The sequence below is a fragment of the Thalassobaculum salexigens DSM 19539 genome (assembly GCF_000423805.1).
Classification (GTDB): domain Bacteria; phylum Pseudomonadota; class Alphaproteobacteria; order Thalassobaculales; family Thalassobaculaceae; genus Thalassobaculum; species Thalassobaculum litoreum.
Genome location: NZ_KE384095.1, coordinates 15,988 through 30,639, shown reverse-complemented (window position 1 = coordinate 30,639; position 14,652 = coordinate 15,988). Strand labels below are relative to the sequence as shown.

The 14,652-nt window shown below is 69.1% G+C and carries 15 protein-coding genes; 6 read left to right on the top strand and 9 right to left on the bottom strand.

What is annotated here, in order from left to right:
- Positions 1–102: 102 nt before the first annotated feature.
- A complete protein-coding gene (locus tag G578_RS0120635; RefSeq protein WP_211228984.1) occupies positions 103–732 on the top strand; it encodes an SOUL family heme-binding protein in 630 nt (209 codons plus the stop codon).
- A 72-nt stretch (positions 733–804) separates the two neighbouring features.
- Here the strand turns inward: G578_RS0120635 and rplT are convergent, their stop codons facing one another.
- From rplT to G578_RS0120605, 6 genes are all read right to left on the bottom strand, one after another.
- Positions 805–1,164, bottom strand: coding sequence for a 50S ribosomal protein L20 (gene rplT, locus G578_RS0120630; protein WP_028795849.1), 360 nt, complete (start codon positions 1,162–1,164; stop codon positions 805–807).
- A gap of 11 nt (positions 1,165–1,175) precedes the next feature.
- Positions 1,176–1,373: a 50S ribosomal protein L35 gene (gene rpmI / locus G578_RS0120625; protein ID WP_028795848.1), complete on the bottom strand. Its 198-nt coding sequence runs from the start codon at positions 1,371–1,373 to the stop codon at positions 1,176–1,178.
- Between the two features lie 148 nt (positions 1,374–1,521).
- The gene (locus tag G578_RS27415) at positions 1,522–2,397 is read right to left on the bottom strand and encodes a ChaN family lipoprotein (protein WP_051245112.1); all 876 of its coding nucleotides are present in this window, start codon (positions 2,395–2,397) and stop codon (positions 1,522–1,524) included.
- An 18-nt stretch (positions 2,398–2,415) separates the two neighbouring features.
- Positions 2,416–3,882, bottom strand: coding sequence for an alkaline phosphatase family protein (locus tag G578_RS0120615; protein WP_028795847.1), 1,467 nt, complete (start codon positions 3,880–3,882; stop codon positions 2,416–2,418).
- Positions 3,883–3,970: 88 nt separating this feature from the next.
- Positions 3,971–5,164 carry an HlyD family secretion protein gene (locus G578_RS27410; RefSeq protein WP_051245111.1) on the bottom strand — a complete coding sequence of 398 codons (1,194 nt, stop codon included), beginning with the start codon at positions 5,162–5,164 and terminating at the stop codon, positions 3,971–3,973.
- Positions 5,157–5,636, bottom strand: a complete 480-nt coding sequence (locus G578_RS0120605; protein WP_038015587.1) for a MarR family winged helix-turn-helix transcriptional regulator — start codon at positions 5,634–5,636, stop codon at positions 5,157–5,159. The genes G578_RS27410 and G578_RS0120605 overlap by 8 nt, the downstream gene beginning before the upstream one ends.
- Before the next feature lie 233 nt (positions 5,637–5,869).
- On the opposite strand from G578_RS0120605, the gene cysE reads away from it, so the two are divergent.
- From cysE to G578_RS0120580, 5 genes are all read left to right on the top strand, one after another.
- On the top strand, positions 5,870–6,685 hold the full coding sequence (gene cysE, locus G578_RS0120600) for a serine O-acetyltransferase (protein WP_028795845.1): 816 nt from the start codon (positions 5,870–5,872) through the stop codon (positions 6,683–6,685).
- Positions 6,686–6,991: 306 nt separating this feature from the next.
- Positions 6,992–8,656, top strand: coding sequence for a flavin-containing monooxygenase (locus G578_RS27405; protein WP_084619083.1), 1,665 nt, complete (start codon positions 6,992–6,994; stop codon positions 8,654–8,656).
- 241 nt (positions 8,657–8,897) lie between these two features.
- Positions 8,898–9,671 carry a ferredoxin--NADP reductase gene (locus tag G578_RS0120590; RefSeq protein ID WP_028795844.1) on the top strand — a complete coding sequence of 258 codons (774 nt, stop codon included), beginning with the start codon at positions 8,898–8,900 and terminating at the stop codon, positions 9,669–9,671.
- A 129-nt stretch (positions 9,672–9,800) separates the two neighbouring features.
- Positions 9,801–10,598 carry a phosphoadenylyl-sulfate reductase gene (locus G578_RS27400; RefSeq protein ID WP_084619082.1) on the top strand — a complete coding sequence of 266 codons (798 nt, stop codon included), beginning with the start codon at positions 9,801–9,803 and terminating at the stop codon, positions 10,596–10,598.
- Complete coding sequence (locus G578_RS0120580) at positions 10,595–10,810, top strand: DUF2061 domain-containing protein (protein WP_028795843.1); 216 nt, start codon at positions 10,595–10,597, stop codon at positions 10,808–10,810. Before G578_RS27400 ends, G578_RS0120580 begins: the two co-directional genes overlap by 4 nt.
- Before the next feature lie 35 nt (positions 10,811–10,845).
- Here G578_RS0120580 and G578_RS0120575 read toward each other — a convergent pair whose 3' ends face one another.
- From G578_RS0120575 to G578_RS27395, 3 genes are all read right to left on the bottom strand, one after another.
- Complete coding sequence (locus G578_RS0120575; RefSeq protein WP_028795842.1) at positions 10,846–11,745, bottom strand: dihydrodipicolinate synthase family protein; 900 nt, start codon at positions 11,743–11,745, stop codon at positions 10,846–10,848.
- 102 nt (positions 11,746–11,847) lie between these two features.
- Positions 11,848–13,431: a DHA2 family efflux MFS transporter permease subunit gene (locus G578_RS0120570; RefSeq protein ID WP_028795841.1), complete on the bottom strand. Its 1,584-nt coding sequence runs from the start codon at positions 13,429–13,431 to the stop codon at positions 11,848–11,850.
- Positions 13,428–14,633 carry an HlyD family secretion protein gene (locus tag G578_RS27395; RefSeq protein ID WP_051245110.1) on the bottom strand — a complete coding sequence of 402 codons (1,206 nt, stop codon included), beginning with the start codon at positions 14,631–14,633 and terminating at the stop codon, positions 13,428–13,430. Before G578_RS27395 ends, G578_RS0120570 begins: the two co-directional genes overlap by 4 nt.
- Positions 14,634–14,652 lie beyond the last annotated feature (19 nt).

The following is a 14,652-nucleotide window of genomic DNA, read 5'->3' as shown; positions in this document are numbered from 1 at the left end:
GACCCGGACGCGCGCCGGTCGGGCAGGCCCGGGCGGGTTCGACGGCGGCCGGATTCGCCCCACATCTGTGTCGCGCCCACGGGCTGCAGGGCAGGAGGAAGCGTGGAGAACGGGAAGCGGATGGGACGGGGCAAGAAGGCCACCATCGCCGCGGTGGCGGCGATCTGCGTGCTGGCCGTCTCGCTGGCGGGAGGATGGTACTGGGTGACTCATAGCGTGGAACAGCCGGCCTATACGGTGGTCGAGGCCGACGGCGATATCGAGCTGCGCGATTACCCGGCGATGGTGGTGGCGGAGGCGGTGACGGCGGGCGACCGGCAGGAGGGCGTGCGCCAGGGCTTCCGGGCGCTGGCCGGCTACATCTTTGCCAAGGACCGCGACGGCGAACGCATCGCGATGACCGCGCCGGTGATCCAGCAGCCGACCGAAGGCAACGGCGGTAGCGCGTGGCGGGTCCGTTTCGTGATGCCGTCGCAGTATGCGCTGGACGCATTGCCGCGCCCGGCCGGCGGGGAGGTGGCGCTCGACCGCTGGCCGCCGATGCGGCTCGCCGCCATCCGGTTCAGCGGCCGGGCCGACGACGCGGACTTCGCGGAGCACGAGGCACGGCTGCGCGACTGGCTGGCCGGGCAGGGGTTGGAGCCCGAGGGGTCGCCGCTGCTGGCCTATTACGACGATCCGTGGACGCCGGGCGTTCTCCGGCGCAACGAGGTCCTGCTGCGGTTCCGGTGAGGGCCGGCCGGCAGAGGAAAAGGGCCGATCCTGCGACCGGCCCTCCCAATTCGTCTCGATCTGCGTCCGGCGTTACGCCTTCAGCGCGGCCTCGGCCTGATCGACGATGCTCTTGAACGCGGCGGGCTCGTGGATCGCCAGATCGGACAGGACCTTACGGTCCAGTTCGATGCCGGCGAGCTTGAGGCCGTTCATGAACCGCGAATAGGTCATGCCGTACTGACGCACACCGGCGTTGATGCGCTGGATCCAGAGAGCGCGGAAATCGCGCTTGCGGACCCGGCGATCCCGGTAGGCGTACTGCTGGCCCTTCTCGACCGCCTGGACGGCGATCCGGAAGACGTTCTTGCGACGGCCATAGTAGCCCTTGGCGGCGTCCGTGACCTTCTTGTGGCGGGCATGCGCAGTGGTGCCCCGCTTAACTCGTGCCATCTATCCGCTCCTCAACCGTAGGGCATGAACCGCTTGACGATCTTCTGATCGGCCTCGGCCAATACGAAGGTCCCGCGGGCCTGGCGCTTCATCTTCTGGGAACGGCGGCGCAGCATGTGGCGCTTGTACGCGACGTTGCCCTTGATCTTTCCGGACCCCGTCGTGCGAAAGCGGCCTTTGACGCTGCTTTTCGTCTTCATCTTGGGCATTTTGTCGCTCCTTTGGTCTCGACGTCTCGACTTCTCGTCGGCCGGGCAGCCCTTGTTCGCCCAGACGCGACGGCCCATCCCCGGCACAGGTCCGGGGCGGGAAGGCGGGGATATACGGGAAACGTCCCGATAGGGCAAGCGGAGTCCGCTATTTCCTGCCGGAGAACCGTTTCCGCAGGGCGACGCACGGATCGACCCGCTCCGGCGACGGAAAGGCGCGCAGATAGTCGAACCCGCCATCCGCATGTCCTTCGCTCAGGCCGACGGCGACGACCGGTGTGTCGGGGGCGAGGCGGCGCAGGAACAGGGGCACCCCGATATCCGTGCGGACATGGCCGCGTCCTGCGATCAGCACCGCGCCGTCTCCAGACTCTGCCGCCTCGACCATGGCGGCGGCCATGGAGGCGTCGCGGGCGGCCTGGACATCCACCATGGATCCCAACTGCGTCCGGGGGACCAGCCGGCAATGGCCCTCGTACACCGCGTCCAGGTGAGCCTGCGTCGCCGAAGGCGGGAGCGGCCGGTCGAGACCCCAGGACGCGAGACGCTCCGTGGTCAGGGCGGCGAGACCGCCCTGCGCCACCGCCCGGGTCGCCTCCCGCTCCAGCCCGCCGGCGACCATCGGCAGCCGGGCGTCGATGGCGGCCGACACGATCGGCCGGTAGAGGGCGAAGTCGGGCCAGCCGCTTTCGGCCCAGCCGACGGCCTCGGCGAAGTCGTCGGGCGACCGCGCCGTCGCTCCCGACGCCCAGGCGTCCACTTCGTCCTGCAGGTCGCGGGGCACCATCTCCCAGACCACCGCCGGGCGCCGGCCGGACGCGGTCATGGTCCGCAGCAGGGCCGCCTGGGCGGCGTGGTGGTGCGGGTTGTCGTGGGTCTCTCCGATCAGGACGAAGACCGCCCGGACCGCCGCCTGGTTCAGCTCGCTCCGGGAGGACGGGGTGCCGTCGCCGCGCAGCCATCCCTGCGCCGCGAGAACGCTCGGCGTCGAAACCAGCAGCAGGGCGAGAAAAAGGATCCGCATCCCTTCAAGATAAACCGGTCAGGCCGTCCGCATACCCCAGCGCAGATACGGCCGCTTCGCCCCGCCGACGGTCGCCGTCACGATCTTCTGGGCGTAGCCGCCGCGGCCGGCCTCGTGCACCTGCTCCGAAACGTCGGGCGCGGGGTCGCCGACGGCGAAGGCCTCCTCGATGGGACGACCGGCCATCAGCGGGTGCTGGGGCAGGCCGAGGGTCTTCAGGATGGTCGGCGAGACGTCGATCGTGCCGCTGGGCGTTTCGATCTCCACGCCCTTGCGGAAGCTGTCGCCGCCGAGGAACAGGCAGTGGTTCAGCTCGCGTCGGTTCAGGCCGCCATGCATGCCGCCGCCCAGCGGAATGTCCGGGTTGTCGGCCAGGATCACGCCGGGCAGCCCGCCTTCGCTGTCCCGGTCCCAGGACCGCAGGGTGAAGGCCACGTCGGCGGCGCGCGGGCTGTCCCAGTTCACCACCGAGATCGGCAGGGTGCCGTCGTCGCCGGCGCCGGCCCGGGTCCGGGTCATGATCGGGCCGCACCAGTCCTGGGCCTGCAGGATCTCCACCAGCCGGGCGATCAGGGCGGGGTCGCGGTCGCGCACGGCGATATGGGCGGAGTAGCCGGGCTTCAGGGCGTAGTCGACATCGGGGCCGAGCGCCTTGCCGACCTTCAGGCCTTCGGCGGTCAGCGCCTCGGCGACGCTGAGCTGGCCTTCCACGGTGACATGGCCGTGGTCGGACATGGCGATGATGTTCCAGCCGGCGTCGCGGCCCTCCGCGCGCCACCAGTCGAGGATGCGGCCGAAGCCGGCATCGACCGCGCCGATCGCGCTCTGGCCGTCGCCGCTGGCGAGGCCGCGGTAGTGGTAGGACAGGTCCGGCTCGTTCAGCCACAGCACGCAGGCGTCCGGATCGTGGTCGGGGATCGTGTGCTCCAGCAGCACCCTCACCGCCCAGTCGGCCACGCCGGTATTGGGGAAGACCTGCTCCGGCACCGGTCCGAAGCGGTCGACCACCTTGGCGAAATTGGCGGCCGGGGTGGAGATCGCGTCGCCCCAGATCGACAGCACGGGCTGGTTCAGCTCGGCGGCGCGGCCGGCCAGCAGGCGGGCGTTGCCGACCTTGCCGGTGGTGACGGCGGCGAACTTGCGCCCCGCGCCCCACAGGATTTCGCTCAGGTGATGCGCGGCGATCAGCCTGCCGTAGAACCGGTCGGCGGCGCGCATGCGCTCGTCGTCGGAGGTGTCCATCGCCGAGGAGAAACCCAGCGCCGGATCGTAGAAGGCATTGGCCATGATCCCGTGACCGGCCGGCGGATGCCCGGTCATCGACGTGGTCACCTGCACCCGCGTCTCGCTCGGGAAGGCCGAGCCCGTGTTGCGCATCCACACGCCGCCGGTGGCGAAGCCGTGGATGTTCGGGGCCTGGTTCGGCGTGACGTGATCGGGACGCAGGCCGTCGAAGACGACGACCAGAACTTTCGGCGCGGGCATGGGGACACTCCGGGGATCGGAAGGACTTGGGGAGTATCCTACTACACCGAGGAGATGACCATCCGGTGACAGCCGGCGGCGCCCAGGGTTACTGGGCCGCCTCGCCCTCCGGCCCGCGTAGGGCGGCCAGCGACTCGCGCACGGTGGTGAGCAGCGCGCGCTCGCGCTCGGTGTCGATCGAGATCGACGCGGTCATGCCGGCGCGCAGGGTCGGGCGGCTCTCGACCGTCTCCAGGTCGATCCGCACCGGGATGCGCTGTACCACCTTCACCCAGTTGCCCGAGGCGTTCTGCGGCGGCAGCACCGCAAATTCCGCCCCAGTGGCCGGCGCGATCGAGGTGATCCGCGCCTTCCAGGTCACGTCCGGATAGGCGTCGATCCCGACCTCCACGACCTGGCCCTCGCGCACATGGGTGAGCTGGGTCTCCTTCAGGTTCGCCACCACCCAGGTGTCGTCGGCCTCGATCAGGCCGAAGGCGGGGTCGCCCTCCTCCAGCCACTCGCCCGGCTCCAGATGGACCTGGGTGACGATGCCGTCGGCCGGGGCGCGGACCTCGGTATAGCCGAGATGCAGTTCGGCGACTTCGCGGGCGGTCTGCGCCTCGATGTATTTGGGATGCAGCTCGACCGCGCGCTCCGGGTCGCCGCCGAGTTCGGCCAGGACCGTGCGCACCTTCTCCTGCAGGGCGCGCACCCGCTGGCGGGCGGAGGCGACCTCGAACTCGGCCTCGTCCAGCCGCGCCTCGGTGGTGACGCCGCGCTTGTTGAGCTGGCGTTGGCGGTCGGCCTCGCGGGCGAAATAGGCGACGGTCTCGCGCGCTTCGTCGATCTCGGCCTGAACCTGATGGAACTCGGCCCGGGTCGCCTCGACCTCCTGGCGGACGGTCAGCATCCGCGCCTCGGCCGATTTCAGCTCCAGCCAGTGGGTGTCCGGGTCGAGACGGAACAGCAGCTCGCCGGCCTTCACCCGCTGGTCGTTCCTCACGAAGACTTCGGTCACCCGACCGTCGATATCGGTGGAGACGGCGATGATATGCGCCTTCACATAGGCGTTCTCGGTGGTCACGAACCGCCCGGTGACGGCATAGAGATAGGACGCGCCGACCAGGGCGAGGACCGGGATGACCACCAGCAGGACGAGCCGCTTGACCCAGCGGCCGCGCCGGCGCCTGGGCCGGGCGCTGTGGGCGGTAATCGGGCCGTCCTCGGAGGGCACGACGCCCTGGTTGCCGCCCTGGTTTCCGCCGGGGTTGGCGCCGTCATTCTTCTCGATGTCAGTCATCGGCCGCCTCCGCCTGCGCCGCCGGGCCCGCCAGTTCGTCGAAGGCGTAGAGGTTGGTCTTGATCTTCAGCAGGGTATCGATGAAGGCCTCGTGCTCCTCGCGGGTGAGGCCCTTCATGGCGTCGCTACGGATGTCGGCGGCGATGCCGCGCAACTCGCGCATCAGCCCCTGGACCTTCTCGGTCAGCACCACGCGCTTGATGCGCCGGTCGACCGGGTCGGGCCGGCGTTCGACCCAGCCCTTGTCCTCCAGCCGGTCGAGCAGGCGGCCGAGCGTGGCCTTCTCCAACTCCATGAAGGCGGCGAGTTCGGATTGGGCCATGCCCTCCTTGGCATAGAGGGCGGTCAGCACCCACCATTGGGAGCGGGTCAACCCGAGCTCCTTGCCGCGACGGTCGAACGCCACCCGCATCAGTCGGGCGACGTCGTGGACGAGGAACCCGAAGTTCCGATGCAGGTCTGTGCGTTCCATGGAGGGCAAATATAGTTGCCATGACAACCGTTGCCAAGCAGATCATAGAGGTCGGCGACAAGTCGCATGGCGACGACTGGACAGCGTGCCAGAAGTCGCGGAGTCATCGCAAAGCACTCGTTCCAACGCGCGGTTAATTCCGGCGCTTGAAACAGGTATAGTGCGGCCCAACGTCATGGATGAGCGGGCGGTCCCTTTGCGGGGCGCGTCTGCCGATACAGGAGGATCAGAGGATGCCGGACACGTCCTTCTCGCCACGGCAGGCGCAGCCGGATCTGGATCCGATCTGGTCCTCCCTGCGTCAGGATGCCGAGAAGACCGCGCGCGACGAGCCGGCGCTCGCCAGCTTCCTGCACGCCACCGTCCTGGCCCATGACACGCTGGAGCATGCGCTCGCCTTCCACCTGTCGCAGAAGCTGGGATCCGAGGCGATCTCGGCCCTGTCGCTGCGTCAGACGGTGGACGAGGCGGTGCATGGCGACGACACGGTGGGGGCGGCGGTGCGCGCCGACCTGTCGGCGGTGTTCGAGCGCGACCCCGCCTGCAACAGCTATCTGGAACCGTTTCTGTACTTCAAGGGTTTCCAGGCGATCCAGGCCTACCGCGTGGCCCACTGGCTGTGGGGACACGGCCGCCAGGCGCTCGCCTTCTATCTGCAGTCCCGGATCTCCGAGGTCTATGGGGTCGACATCCACCCGGCCGCCCTGATCGGCCGCGGCATCATGATCGACCACGCCACCTCCGTGGTGGTCGGCGAGACCGCGGTGATCGAGGACGAGGTGTCGATGCTGCACAACGTCACCCTCGGCGGTACCGGCAAGGAGACCGGCGACCGGCATCCGAAGATCCGCCGCGGCGCCCTGCTCGGCGCGTCGGCGACGGTGCTGGGCAATATCGAGGTGGGCGAATGCTCCCGCGTCGGCGCCGGCAGCGTGGTGCTGAGCGACGTGCCGGCCCACTGCACGGTGGCCGGGGTGCCGGCAAAGGTCGTGCGCGGCAGCAATTGCGAGCAGCCGGCGCTGTCGATGGACCATCGGTTCGTGGAATAGGGCGCCAGGCGCCTGCCCCTTGCGCGGCACAACCCTCGCCGATCTCTCCCCCCTTATTCATATATCCGCTTCACGCCGGGGCCCAGGGCGCCGCTGCCGCAGCGTTTCGAGCTATGTCCTGAGGCGTTCCAGCGGTCCCTTTCCTCGGTCCCGGCGCAAGGCCGGGAAGACGATGGTGGGGGGGGGGAAGCGCCGGAGTGAGCATCCCCCCGCCCCGGTGTACCGCCCCTTTACCCCGCGTCTACCGCGCTGCAGCACATTCAGTATCTTGTCGGCCGCCCGGCGGGCTGCTTTGGTTTCGCCATCATGAGCCAGACAGCCCCGTCCGACCGTACCGGTCCCGCCCCCGTATCCTCCACCGCAACCGCGTCCGCCGCCGAGCTCGACTGCGACGTCGTCATCATCGGCGCCGGGATCTCCGGCATGTACCAGCTTCATAGGCTGCGCGGGCTCGGCCTGAAGGTCGTCGTGCTGGAGGCCGGCACCGGCGTCGGCGGCACCTGGTACTGGAACCGCTACCCGGGCGCCCGCTTCGACAGCGAGAGCTATTCCTACGCCTATTCCTTCGACCAGGAGCTGCTGGACGCCTGGGACTGGTCGGAGCATTTCGCCGCCCAACCTGAGACGCTGCGCTACCTGAACTTCGTCGCCGACAAGCTCGACCTGCGCCGCGACATCCGCTTTTCCGCCCGGGTGGCGTCGGCTCAGTACGACGATGACACCCGGTCCTGGGCCGTGACCCTGGAGAGCGGCGATCGCTACCGGGCGCGCTTCATGGTCACCGCCATCGGCCCGCTGTCCTCGCCGACCATGCCGCGCATCCCCGGCATCGAGGAGTTCACCGGCGAGTACTTTCATACCGGCCTGTGGCCCAAGGAGCCGGTCAGCTTCGAGGGCAAGCGGGTGGCCGTCATCGGCACCGGCGCGACCGGCGTGCAGACCATTCAGGAGGTGGCCAAGACCGCCAAGACCCTGACCGTGTTCCAGCGCCGGCCGAACTGGTGTGCGCCGCTGCACAACGCCAGGATCACCGCCGAGGAACAGCCGGCCCTGAAGGCGCGCTATCCGGAGATCTTCCAGCGCTGCCGCGAGACCTTCGCCTGCTTCCTGCACACCCCCGACCCGCGCAGCGCCCTGGAGGTATCCGACGAAGAGCGCGAGGCGTTCTGGGAACAGCGCTACAGCGAACCGGGCTTCGGCATCTGGCAGGGCAATTTCCGCGACGTGATGATCGACCGGACGGCCAACAGGATGCTGTCCGACTTCGTGGCGAAGAAGATCCGCCAGCGGGTGAGCGACCCGGCCGTGGCCGACCTGCTGATCCCCAAGGATCACGGCTTCGGCACCCGCCGCGTGCCGCTGGAGACCAAATACTACGAGGTCTACAACCAGCCGAACGTGCGCCTGGTCGACGCGCTCTCAACCCCGATCGAACGGATCACCCCCACCGGTCTGGAGACGGGTGAGGAGGCGTTCGAGTTCGACATGATCATCTACGCCACCGGCTTCGACGCGATCACCGGCAGCTTCGACCGCATCGACTTCCGCGGCGAGGGCGGGCAGAGCCTGAAGGAGCGCTGGGCCGGCGGACCGAAGACCTTCCTCGGCGTGATGGTGGAGGGCTTCCCCAACATGTTCATGCTGGTCGGCCCGCATACCGCGCTCGGCAACATTCCGCGCAGCATCGAGTACAACGTCGACTGGGTGACCGGCCTGATGGCGCATATGCGCGACAAGGACATCACCTACGCCGCCACCACGGCCCGGGCGGTTGCCGACTGGACCGAGACCGTGCGCCAGGCCGGCGAGGGGCTGCTGTCCAACGAGGTCGACAGCTGGATGACCGGCGTGAACCGCAACGCCGGAAAGACCGAGCGCATCCTGGCCCGCTACAGCGGCAGCGCCGTCGCCTACCGCGAGCGCTGCGACGCGGTCGCCAGGGCCGGTTACCGGGAAATCAAACTCGCCTGACGCCGGAACGTAACGGTCACCGGTCTCCGGCGCGGCGGAATGGATCTGTCGCGGCCTCCGTGCGGCCGTGACCTGCCCGTTCTTTCTGCCGGTAAACCGCCGGTTTGAATGGATTTTTCAGCGCCGGCCGTTATCTATGTGACATCTCGTGGCGCATCAGTATCGTATGTGTACGAATGAATTTGGGCGGCGCGCTCCGGCGTCCGCCCTGCTCCCCGGAACCGTATCGACGAGGCCGCAGATGAGCGCATTTCGCACCGAGACCGTGCTGGACGTCCGCCACTGGACCGACACCCTGTTCAGTTTCCGCACCACCCGCGACCCGGCCTTCCGCTTCGAGAACGGCCAGTTCGCGATGATCGGGCTGGAGATCGACGGCAAGCCGCTGGTGCGCGCCTATTCCATGGCGAGCGCCAATTACGAGGAGGACCTGGAGTTCTTCTCGATCAAGGTGCCGGACGGACCGCTGACCTCGCGCCTCCAGCACCTGGCCGTCGGCGACAAGGTGCTCGTCGGCAACAAGCCCACCGGCACGCTGCTGACCGAGAACCTGTTGCCGGGCAAGGTGCTGTACATGCTGTCGACCGGCACCGGCCTGGCCCCGTTCCTGTCGCTGATCAAGGATCCGACGGTCTACGAGAAGTTCGACCGGGTGGTGCTGGCCCATGGCTGCCGGTACGCCTCGGAGCTGGCCTATGGCGACCTGTTGCGCCAGGACCTCAAGGAGCATCCGCTGGTCGGCGAGCAGGTCCAGGAGCAGTTCTCCTACTACCCCACGGTCACCCGCGAGGATCACGACCCGCGCGGCCGGATCAGCGACCTGATGCGTCAGGGCAAGCTGTTCAAGGACCTGCGGCTGTCGCCCCTGCATCCGGACAGCGACCGCCTCATGCTGTGCGGCAGCCCGGCGATGCTGGACGAGATGACCGACTGGGTCGAGGGCCTGGGCTTCGCCATGGGCAACAACTCCGGTCCCGGCAGCTATGTGATCGAGAAGGCGTTCGTCGAACGCTGAACCACTGACTATCCGGCTCTGGGTTCAGGGCCGGCGCGGCGATTTGAAGGGCAGCTTGCGGCCGCGTCACCAACCGCTAAAGCGCCACGGGGAAGACTCCGTGGGCCCGCCAGCTTGTGGAGGTGACCCATGCGTCAGCGCCAGGACTCCCGTTACGACCTCGCTCCGGCCCCGGAGCCTCTCGACCGCCAGGTCGGCCACCGGATCGACCGCCGGGTCGCCCGACTGCTGAGCCGATATGGCGCCCTGCAGGGCGCCGACCTGCTGCGTCCGCTGCTGCGCCACGCGTTTCGCGGCCGGGCGGCGCTGACCTCGTCCTTCGGGGCGGAGGCGGCGGTGCTGCTGCACATGGTGGCGGAGATCGAGCCGGCGACGCCGGTGCTGTTCCTCGATACCGGCAAGCTGTTCGACGAGACGCTGGCCTATCGCGACGCGCTGGTGGCGCGGCTGGGGCTGACCCACGTGCGCACGCTGACCCCGGCCGCCTACGAGCTCGCCGCCCTCGATCCGGAGGGCGACCTGCATCGAACCGCGCCCGACCAGTGCTGCTTCGTGCGCAAGGTCGCCCCGCTGGATCGGGGACTCGCCGGCTTCGAGGCCTGGATCACCGGCCGCAAGGCCTATCAGAGCGCCGACCGGGCCGGATTGAAGCCGATCGAGGCGGCGGAGGGGCGGATCAAGATCAACCCGCTGCTCGGCTGGCGGCCGGCGAATATGGACGCCTACATGGACCGGCACGCCCTTCCGCCCCATCCTCTGTTGGCGGAAGGCTATCTTTCGATCGGCTGCGCGCCCTGCACCGACCGGATCTGCGCCGGAGAGGATCCGCGCGCCGGTCGCTGGCGGGGCCGCGGCAAGACGGAATGCGGCATCCACCGGCCGCGTGACGCCTCTGGAGCCGTTGCGGCGGGAGGAGAAGGAACATGACCGACGGTCCGCGCACATCCCGCAAGCGCTCGCTTGCCAAGACGCTCACCTGGCGGGTGACGGCGACGTTCGACACCTTTCTCATAAGCCTGTTCATCACCGGCAGCATCGCCTGGGCGAGCTCCATCGCCAGCATCGAGGTGGCGACCAAGATGTTCCTGTATTACGGCCACGAGCGCCTGTGGTCGCGCTTCGGCTGGGGCATGGACTGAGAAGACGTGGCCGATGGGGTCCGGCTCGCCGGGCCTCAGACCAGCCTGTTGGATTTCAGGAACGCGTGGAGCCGGTCCTGCTGCGCCGTGGTCAGCGGCCAGGCCGAGGGCGGACGGGTCGGGCCGCAATCCATGCCGAGCGCCTGCAGGGCGGCCTTCACCCCGGTGACGTTGGTGCCGTTCAGCTCCTCCGCCCGGATGTCCTCGAAGGCGCGCATCTCGCGGATCAGCCGGCCCGCCGTGTCGTAGTCGCCGCCGTCGAGAGCCGCGTGGATCGCCACCGAGCGCTCCGGCCAGACATTGATCAGTCCGGAGGTGAAGCCGCGGGCGCCGACCGCGTAGAACGGCGGGGCCCAGACCTCCGCGAGGCCGCCGACCCAGGTGATCGACGGATCGCAGGCGGCCATGGCCTCGGCCAGCTTCATCGGGTTCGGCGTCGCCCATTTCACGCCCTTCACCCCGGGCAGGCCGCAGAGCTCGGCGATCGCCTTGGTGCCGATGGCGTCGTTGCGCAGGTACAGCATGATCGGCAGGCCGTCGGCGGCGTCGGAGACGGCGCGGACATAGTCGATCACCCCGCGCGGGGCGACGAAGGGATCCGGCGGCTGATGGATCATCAGCGCGGAGGCCCCGGCCTCGGCGGAGACCTTGGCCAGACGGCAGGCGTCGCGGATGCCGCGCCCGACCCCGGCCAGCAGCGGCGCGCGGTCGCCGACCAGGCCCGCCACCTCGCGCACCATGGTGCAGGCCTCGTCGGTGGTCAGCGCGTAGAACTCGCCGGTATTGCCGTTGACCACGGGCATGTGCACGCCGGCGCCCAGCACCCGGTCGACGATCGGCGCCAGCTTCTGCGGCGCGACCTCGCCGTCGGCGTCGTAGGGAGTGACCAGGATGCCGGAGATGCCCGCCAGGGCGCGGTCGAGATCGTGTTTCAAGGTCTTCCTCCCGGTTTCGTTCGCCCGCCCGATCCGGTCGCGGGCGTGGTTGCCGCCATCACTACCGTCCTGAGGGACCGGCGTCATCCCTCCACCGACAGCTCAGGGACCGGGCGGCCGTTTCGGGCGGCGCAGGAACAGTACGGCGGGGATCAGCGCGAAGAACACGATCGCCAGGGTCGTGAAGTCCTGCAGGAAGGACTGCAGCTCCGCCTGCCGGCTCACGGTGCGGGCGATCACCGCCAGCGCCATCTGGTGCGCCTCGGAGGCCGGCGCGCCGTTGGCGATCAGCCCCTGCTCGATCTGCCGCACGCGCTCCAGATAGCCTGGGTCGAGGGCCGAGACATGGCCGATCAGGTCCACCCGGTTGGTCTGGGAACCCCGGGCCAGCCAGGTGGACAGCAGGGCGATGCCGACGCTGCCGCCGAGGTTGCGCGACAGGTTGATCAGGGCGGAGGCCTGATTGTTCTTGCCCGGCGGCAGGCCGATATAGGCCATGGACGAGATCGGGATGAACAGAAAGCCGAGGCCGGCGGCCTGCAGCATCCGGGCATGGGCGATGGTCCAGAAGTCCACGTCCAGGGTGAAGCCGCTCATCAGGATCAGGCCCGAGGCCGAGCAGATCAGGCCGAAGGCGATCAGGTAGCGGGCGTCCACCACGCCGACGAGCCGGCCGACGATCGGCATCGCCGCCATGATCATGAAGCCACCGGGCGACAGCACCATGCCGGCCTGCATCGCCGTGTAGCCGTAGAGCGACTGGACGAACTGCGGCAGCAGGGCGGTCGAGCCGAGCAGCACGAAGCCGAGCATGAACATCATCGCGTTGGCGAGCGCGAAGTTGCGGTCGCGCAGCAGGGACAGGTCGACGATCGGGTCGTCGCTGCTGAGCTCCCACCACACGAAGGCGACCAGCCCGACTACCGCGATGACTGCCATGATCACGATGAAATGGGAGGTGAACCAGTCCTCCTCCTGGCCTTTGTCGAGCAGGATCTGCAGGCAGCCGAGACCCAGGGCGAGCAGACCGAAACCGATATAGTCGATGCGGATGCCGGCGGCCCGGCGGCGCTTGACCTCCTCCTTCGCCGCCTCCGGATCCTCGATCAGCGCCTCGACCAGCAGCCAGAGCACGATGGAGACCGGCACGTTGACCAGGAAGATCCAGTGCCAGCTGAAATTGTCGGTGATCCAGCCGCCCAGGGTAGGGCCGATGGCCGGGGCGAACACCACGGAGATTCCGTACATGGCGAAGGCCATAGCGCGCTGATGCGGCGGGAAGGTATCGGCCAGGATCGCCTGGCTGACCGGCTGCAGCCCGCCGCCGGTCAGGCCCTGCAGCGTGCGCGCCAGGATCAGCAGCTCCAGGGTCGGCGCCAGGCCGCAGAGCAGCGAAGCCACGCCGAACCCGGCGATGCACATCATGTAGAACTTCTTGCGGCCGATCACCGTCGACAGCCAGCCGCTCAGCGGCAGGATGATCGCGTTCGTGACCAGATAGGAGGTCAGGATCCAGGTCGACTGGTCGCGCGACGCCGACAGGCTGCCGGCGATATGCGGCAGGGCGACATTGGCGATGGAGAGGTCGAGCACCTCCATGAACGCGGCCATCGCCACCACCGGGGCGATGATCCACGGATTGACCTTGCGCCGCCCGGCGGGGGCGGGAGGCGCCGCGTCGCTCATTCGGGAGCGCTTCCCTCGCCGTCCACATGCACGGTCGGAATCACCGACATGCCGAGCGACAGCGGCCGCCGCGGGTCGAGCCCGTCGGTGACGACGATCTTCACCGGCACCCGCTGCACCACCTTCACGTAGTTGCCGGTGGCGTTCTCGGTCGGCAGCAGGCTGAAATAGGAGCCCGTACCCCGGCCGATCGTATCGACCCGACCGGTCAGGACCAGGTCCGGATAGGCGTCGACCGCGATGTCGACGCTCTGGCCGACCCGCATGTCGGTGAGCTGGGTCTCCTTGAAATTGGCGACCACCCAGGGCTGGCCGAACACGACGGAGGCCAGGGCCTGGCCGGTCTGCACGAGCTGGCCGACCACCACCGACTTCTTGGTGACGGTGCCGTCATGGGCGGCGACGATCCTGGTGTGGTCGAGGGCCACGCGGGCGGCGCGCAGCGACGCCTCGGCCTCATGCACGGCGGCCTTGGCGGCGTCGCGTTCGGCCTCCCGGGCGACGATCTCGCGGCGGGCGGCCCGCACCGTCTCGATGGCGGCCTCGGCCCGGCGCACCTCGGCGAGCGCGGCGCCGACGGCGCTGCGGGCGGCCTTGACCTGGGCGCCGGTGGTGCGCGCCCGTGCCTCGGCGGATTCCAGCCGCTGCTTGGAGGCGAAGTCGGAGCGGCTGAGCTGGCGGTAGCGTGCCGCGTCGGCGGCGGCCTGGCTGGACTCCGCCTCGGCGGCGGTCACATCGGCCTGGCGTTGGGCCAGGGTGCTTTCGGCCAGATCCTTCGCCGCCTGCGCCTCGGCCAGGCGGGCCTCGGTATCGGCTTCGCTGTAGGACAGGTCCGCTTCGGCCCGGGCGGCATCGGCGTGGGCGCGCACCAGCGCGGCCTCCGCCTCGGCCACGCGGGCCTCCGCGTCGGCGGATTCGATCTCGACCAGCACCGCGTTCTGCGTCACCGCCGATCCCTCGGCGAAATGCACCGCGATCACCCGTCCGGTGACCTCGCTGGCGACCATCTGGGTGTCGCCCTCGACGAAGGCGTTGTCGGTCTCCTCCTTGCCCAGCCCGTGCAGCCACCAGAAGGTTCCGGCCGCACCGGCGACGGTCAGGACCGCGGCGAGGAACATCGCCCGGCGGCGCTTCTTCGAGCTGGTGCCGGCGGGTTGCTCGGCCGCGTCCCCGCGGGCCTCTTTCGGTGACTGGGCGTCCACCGGGCGACTCCATAGCTGA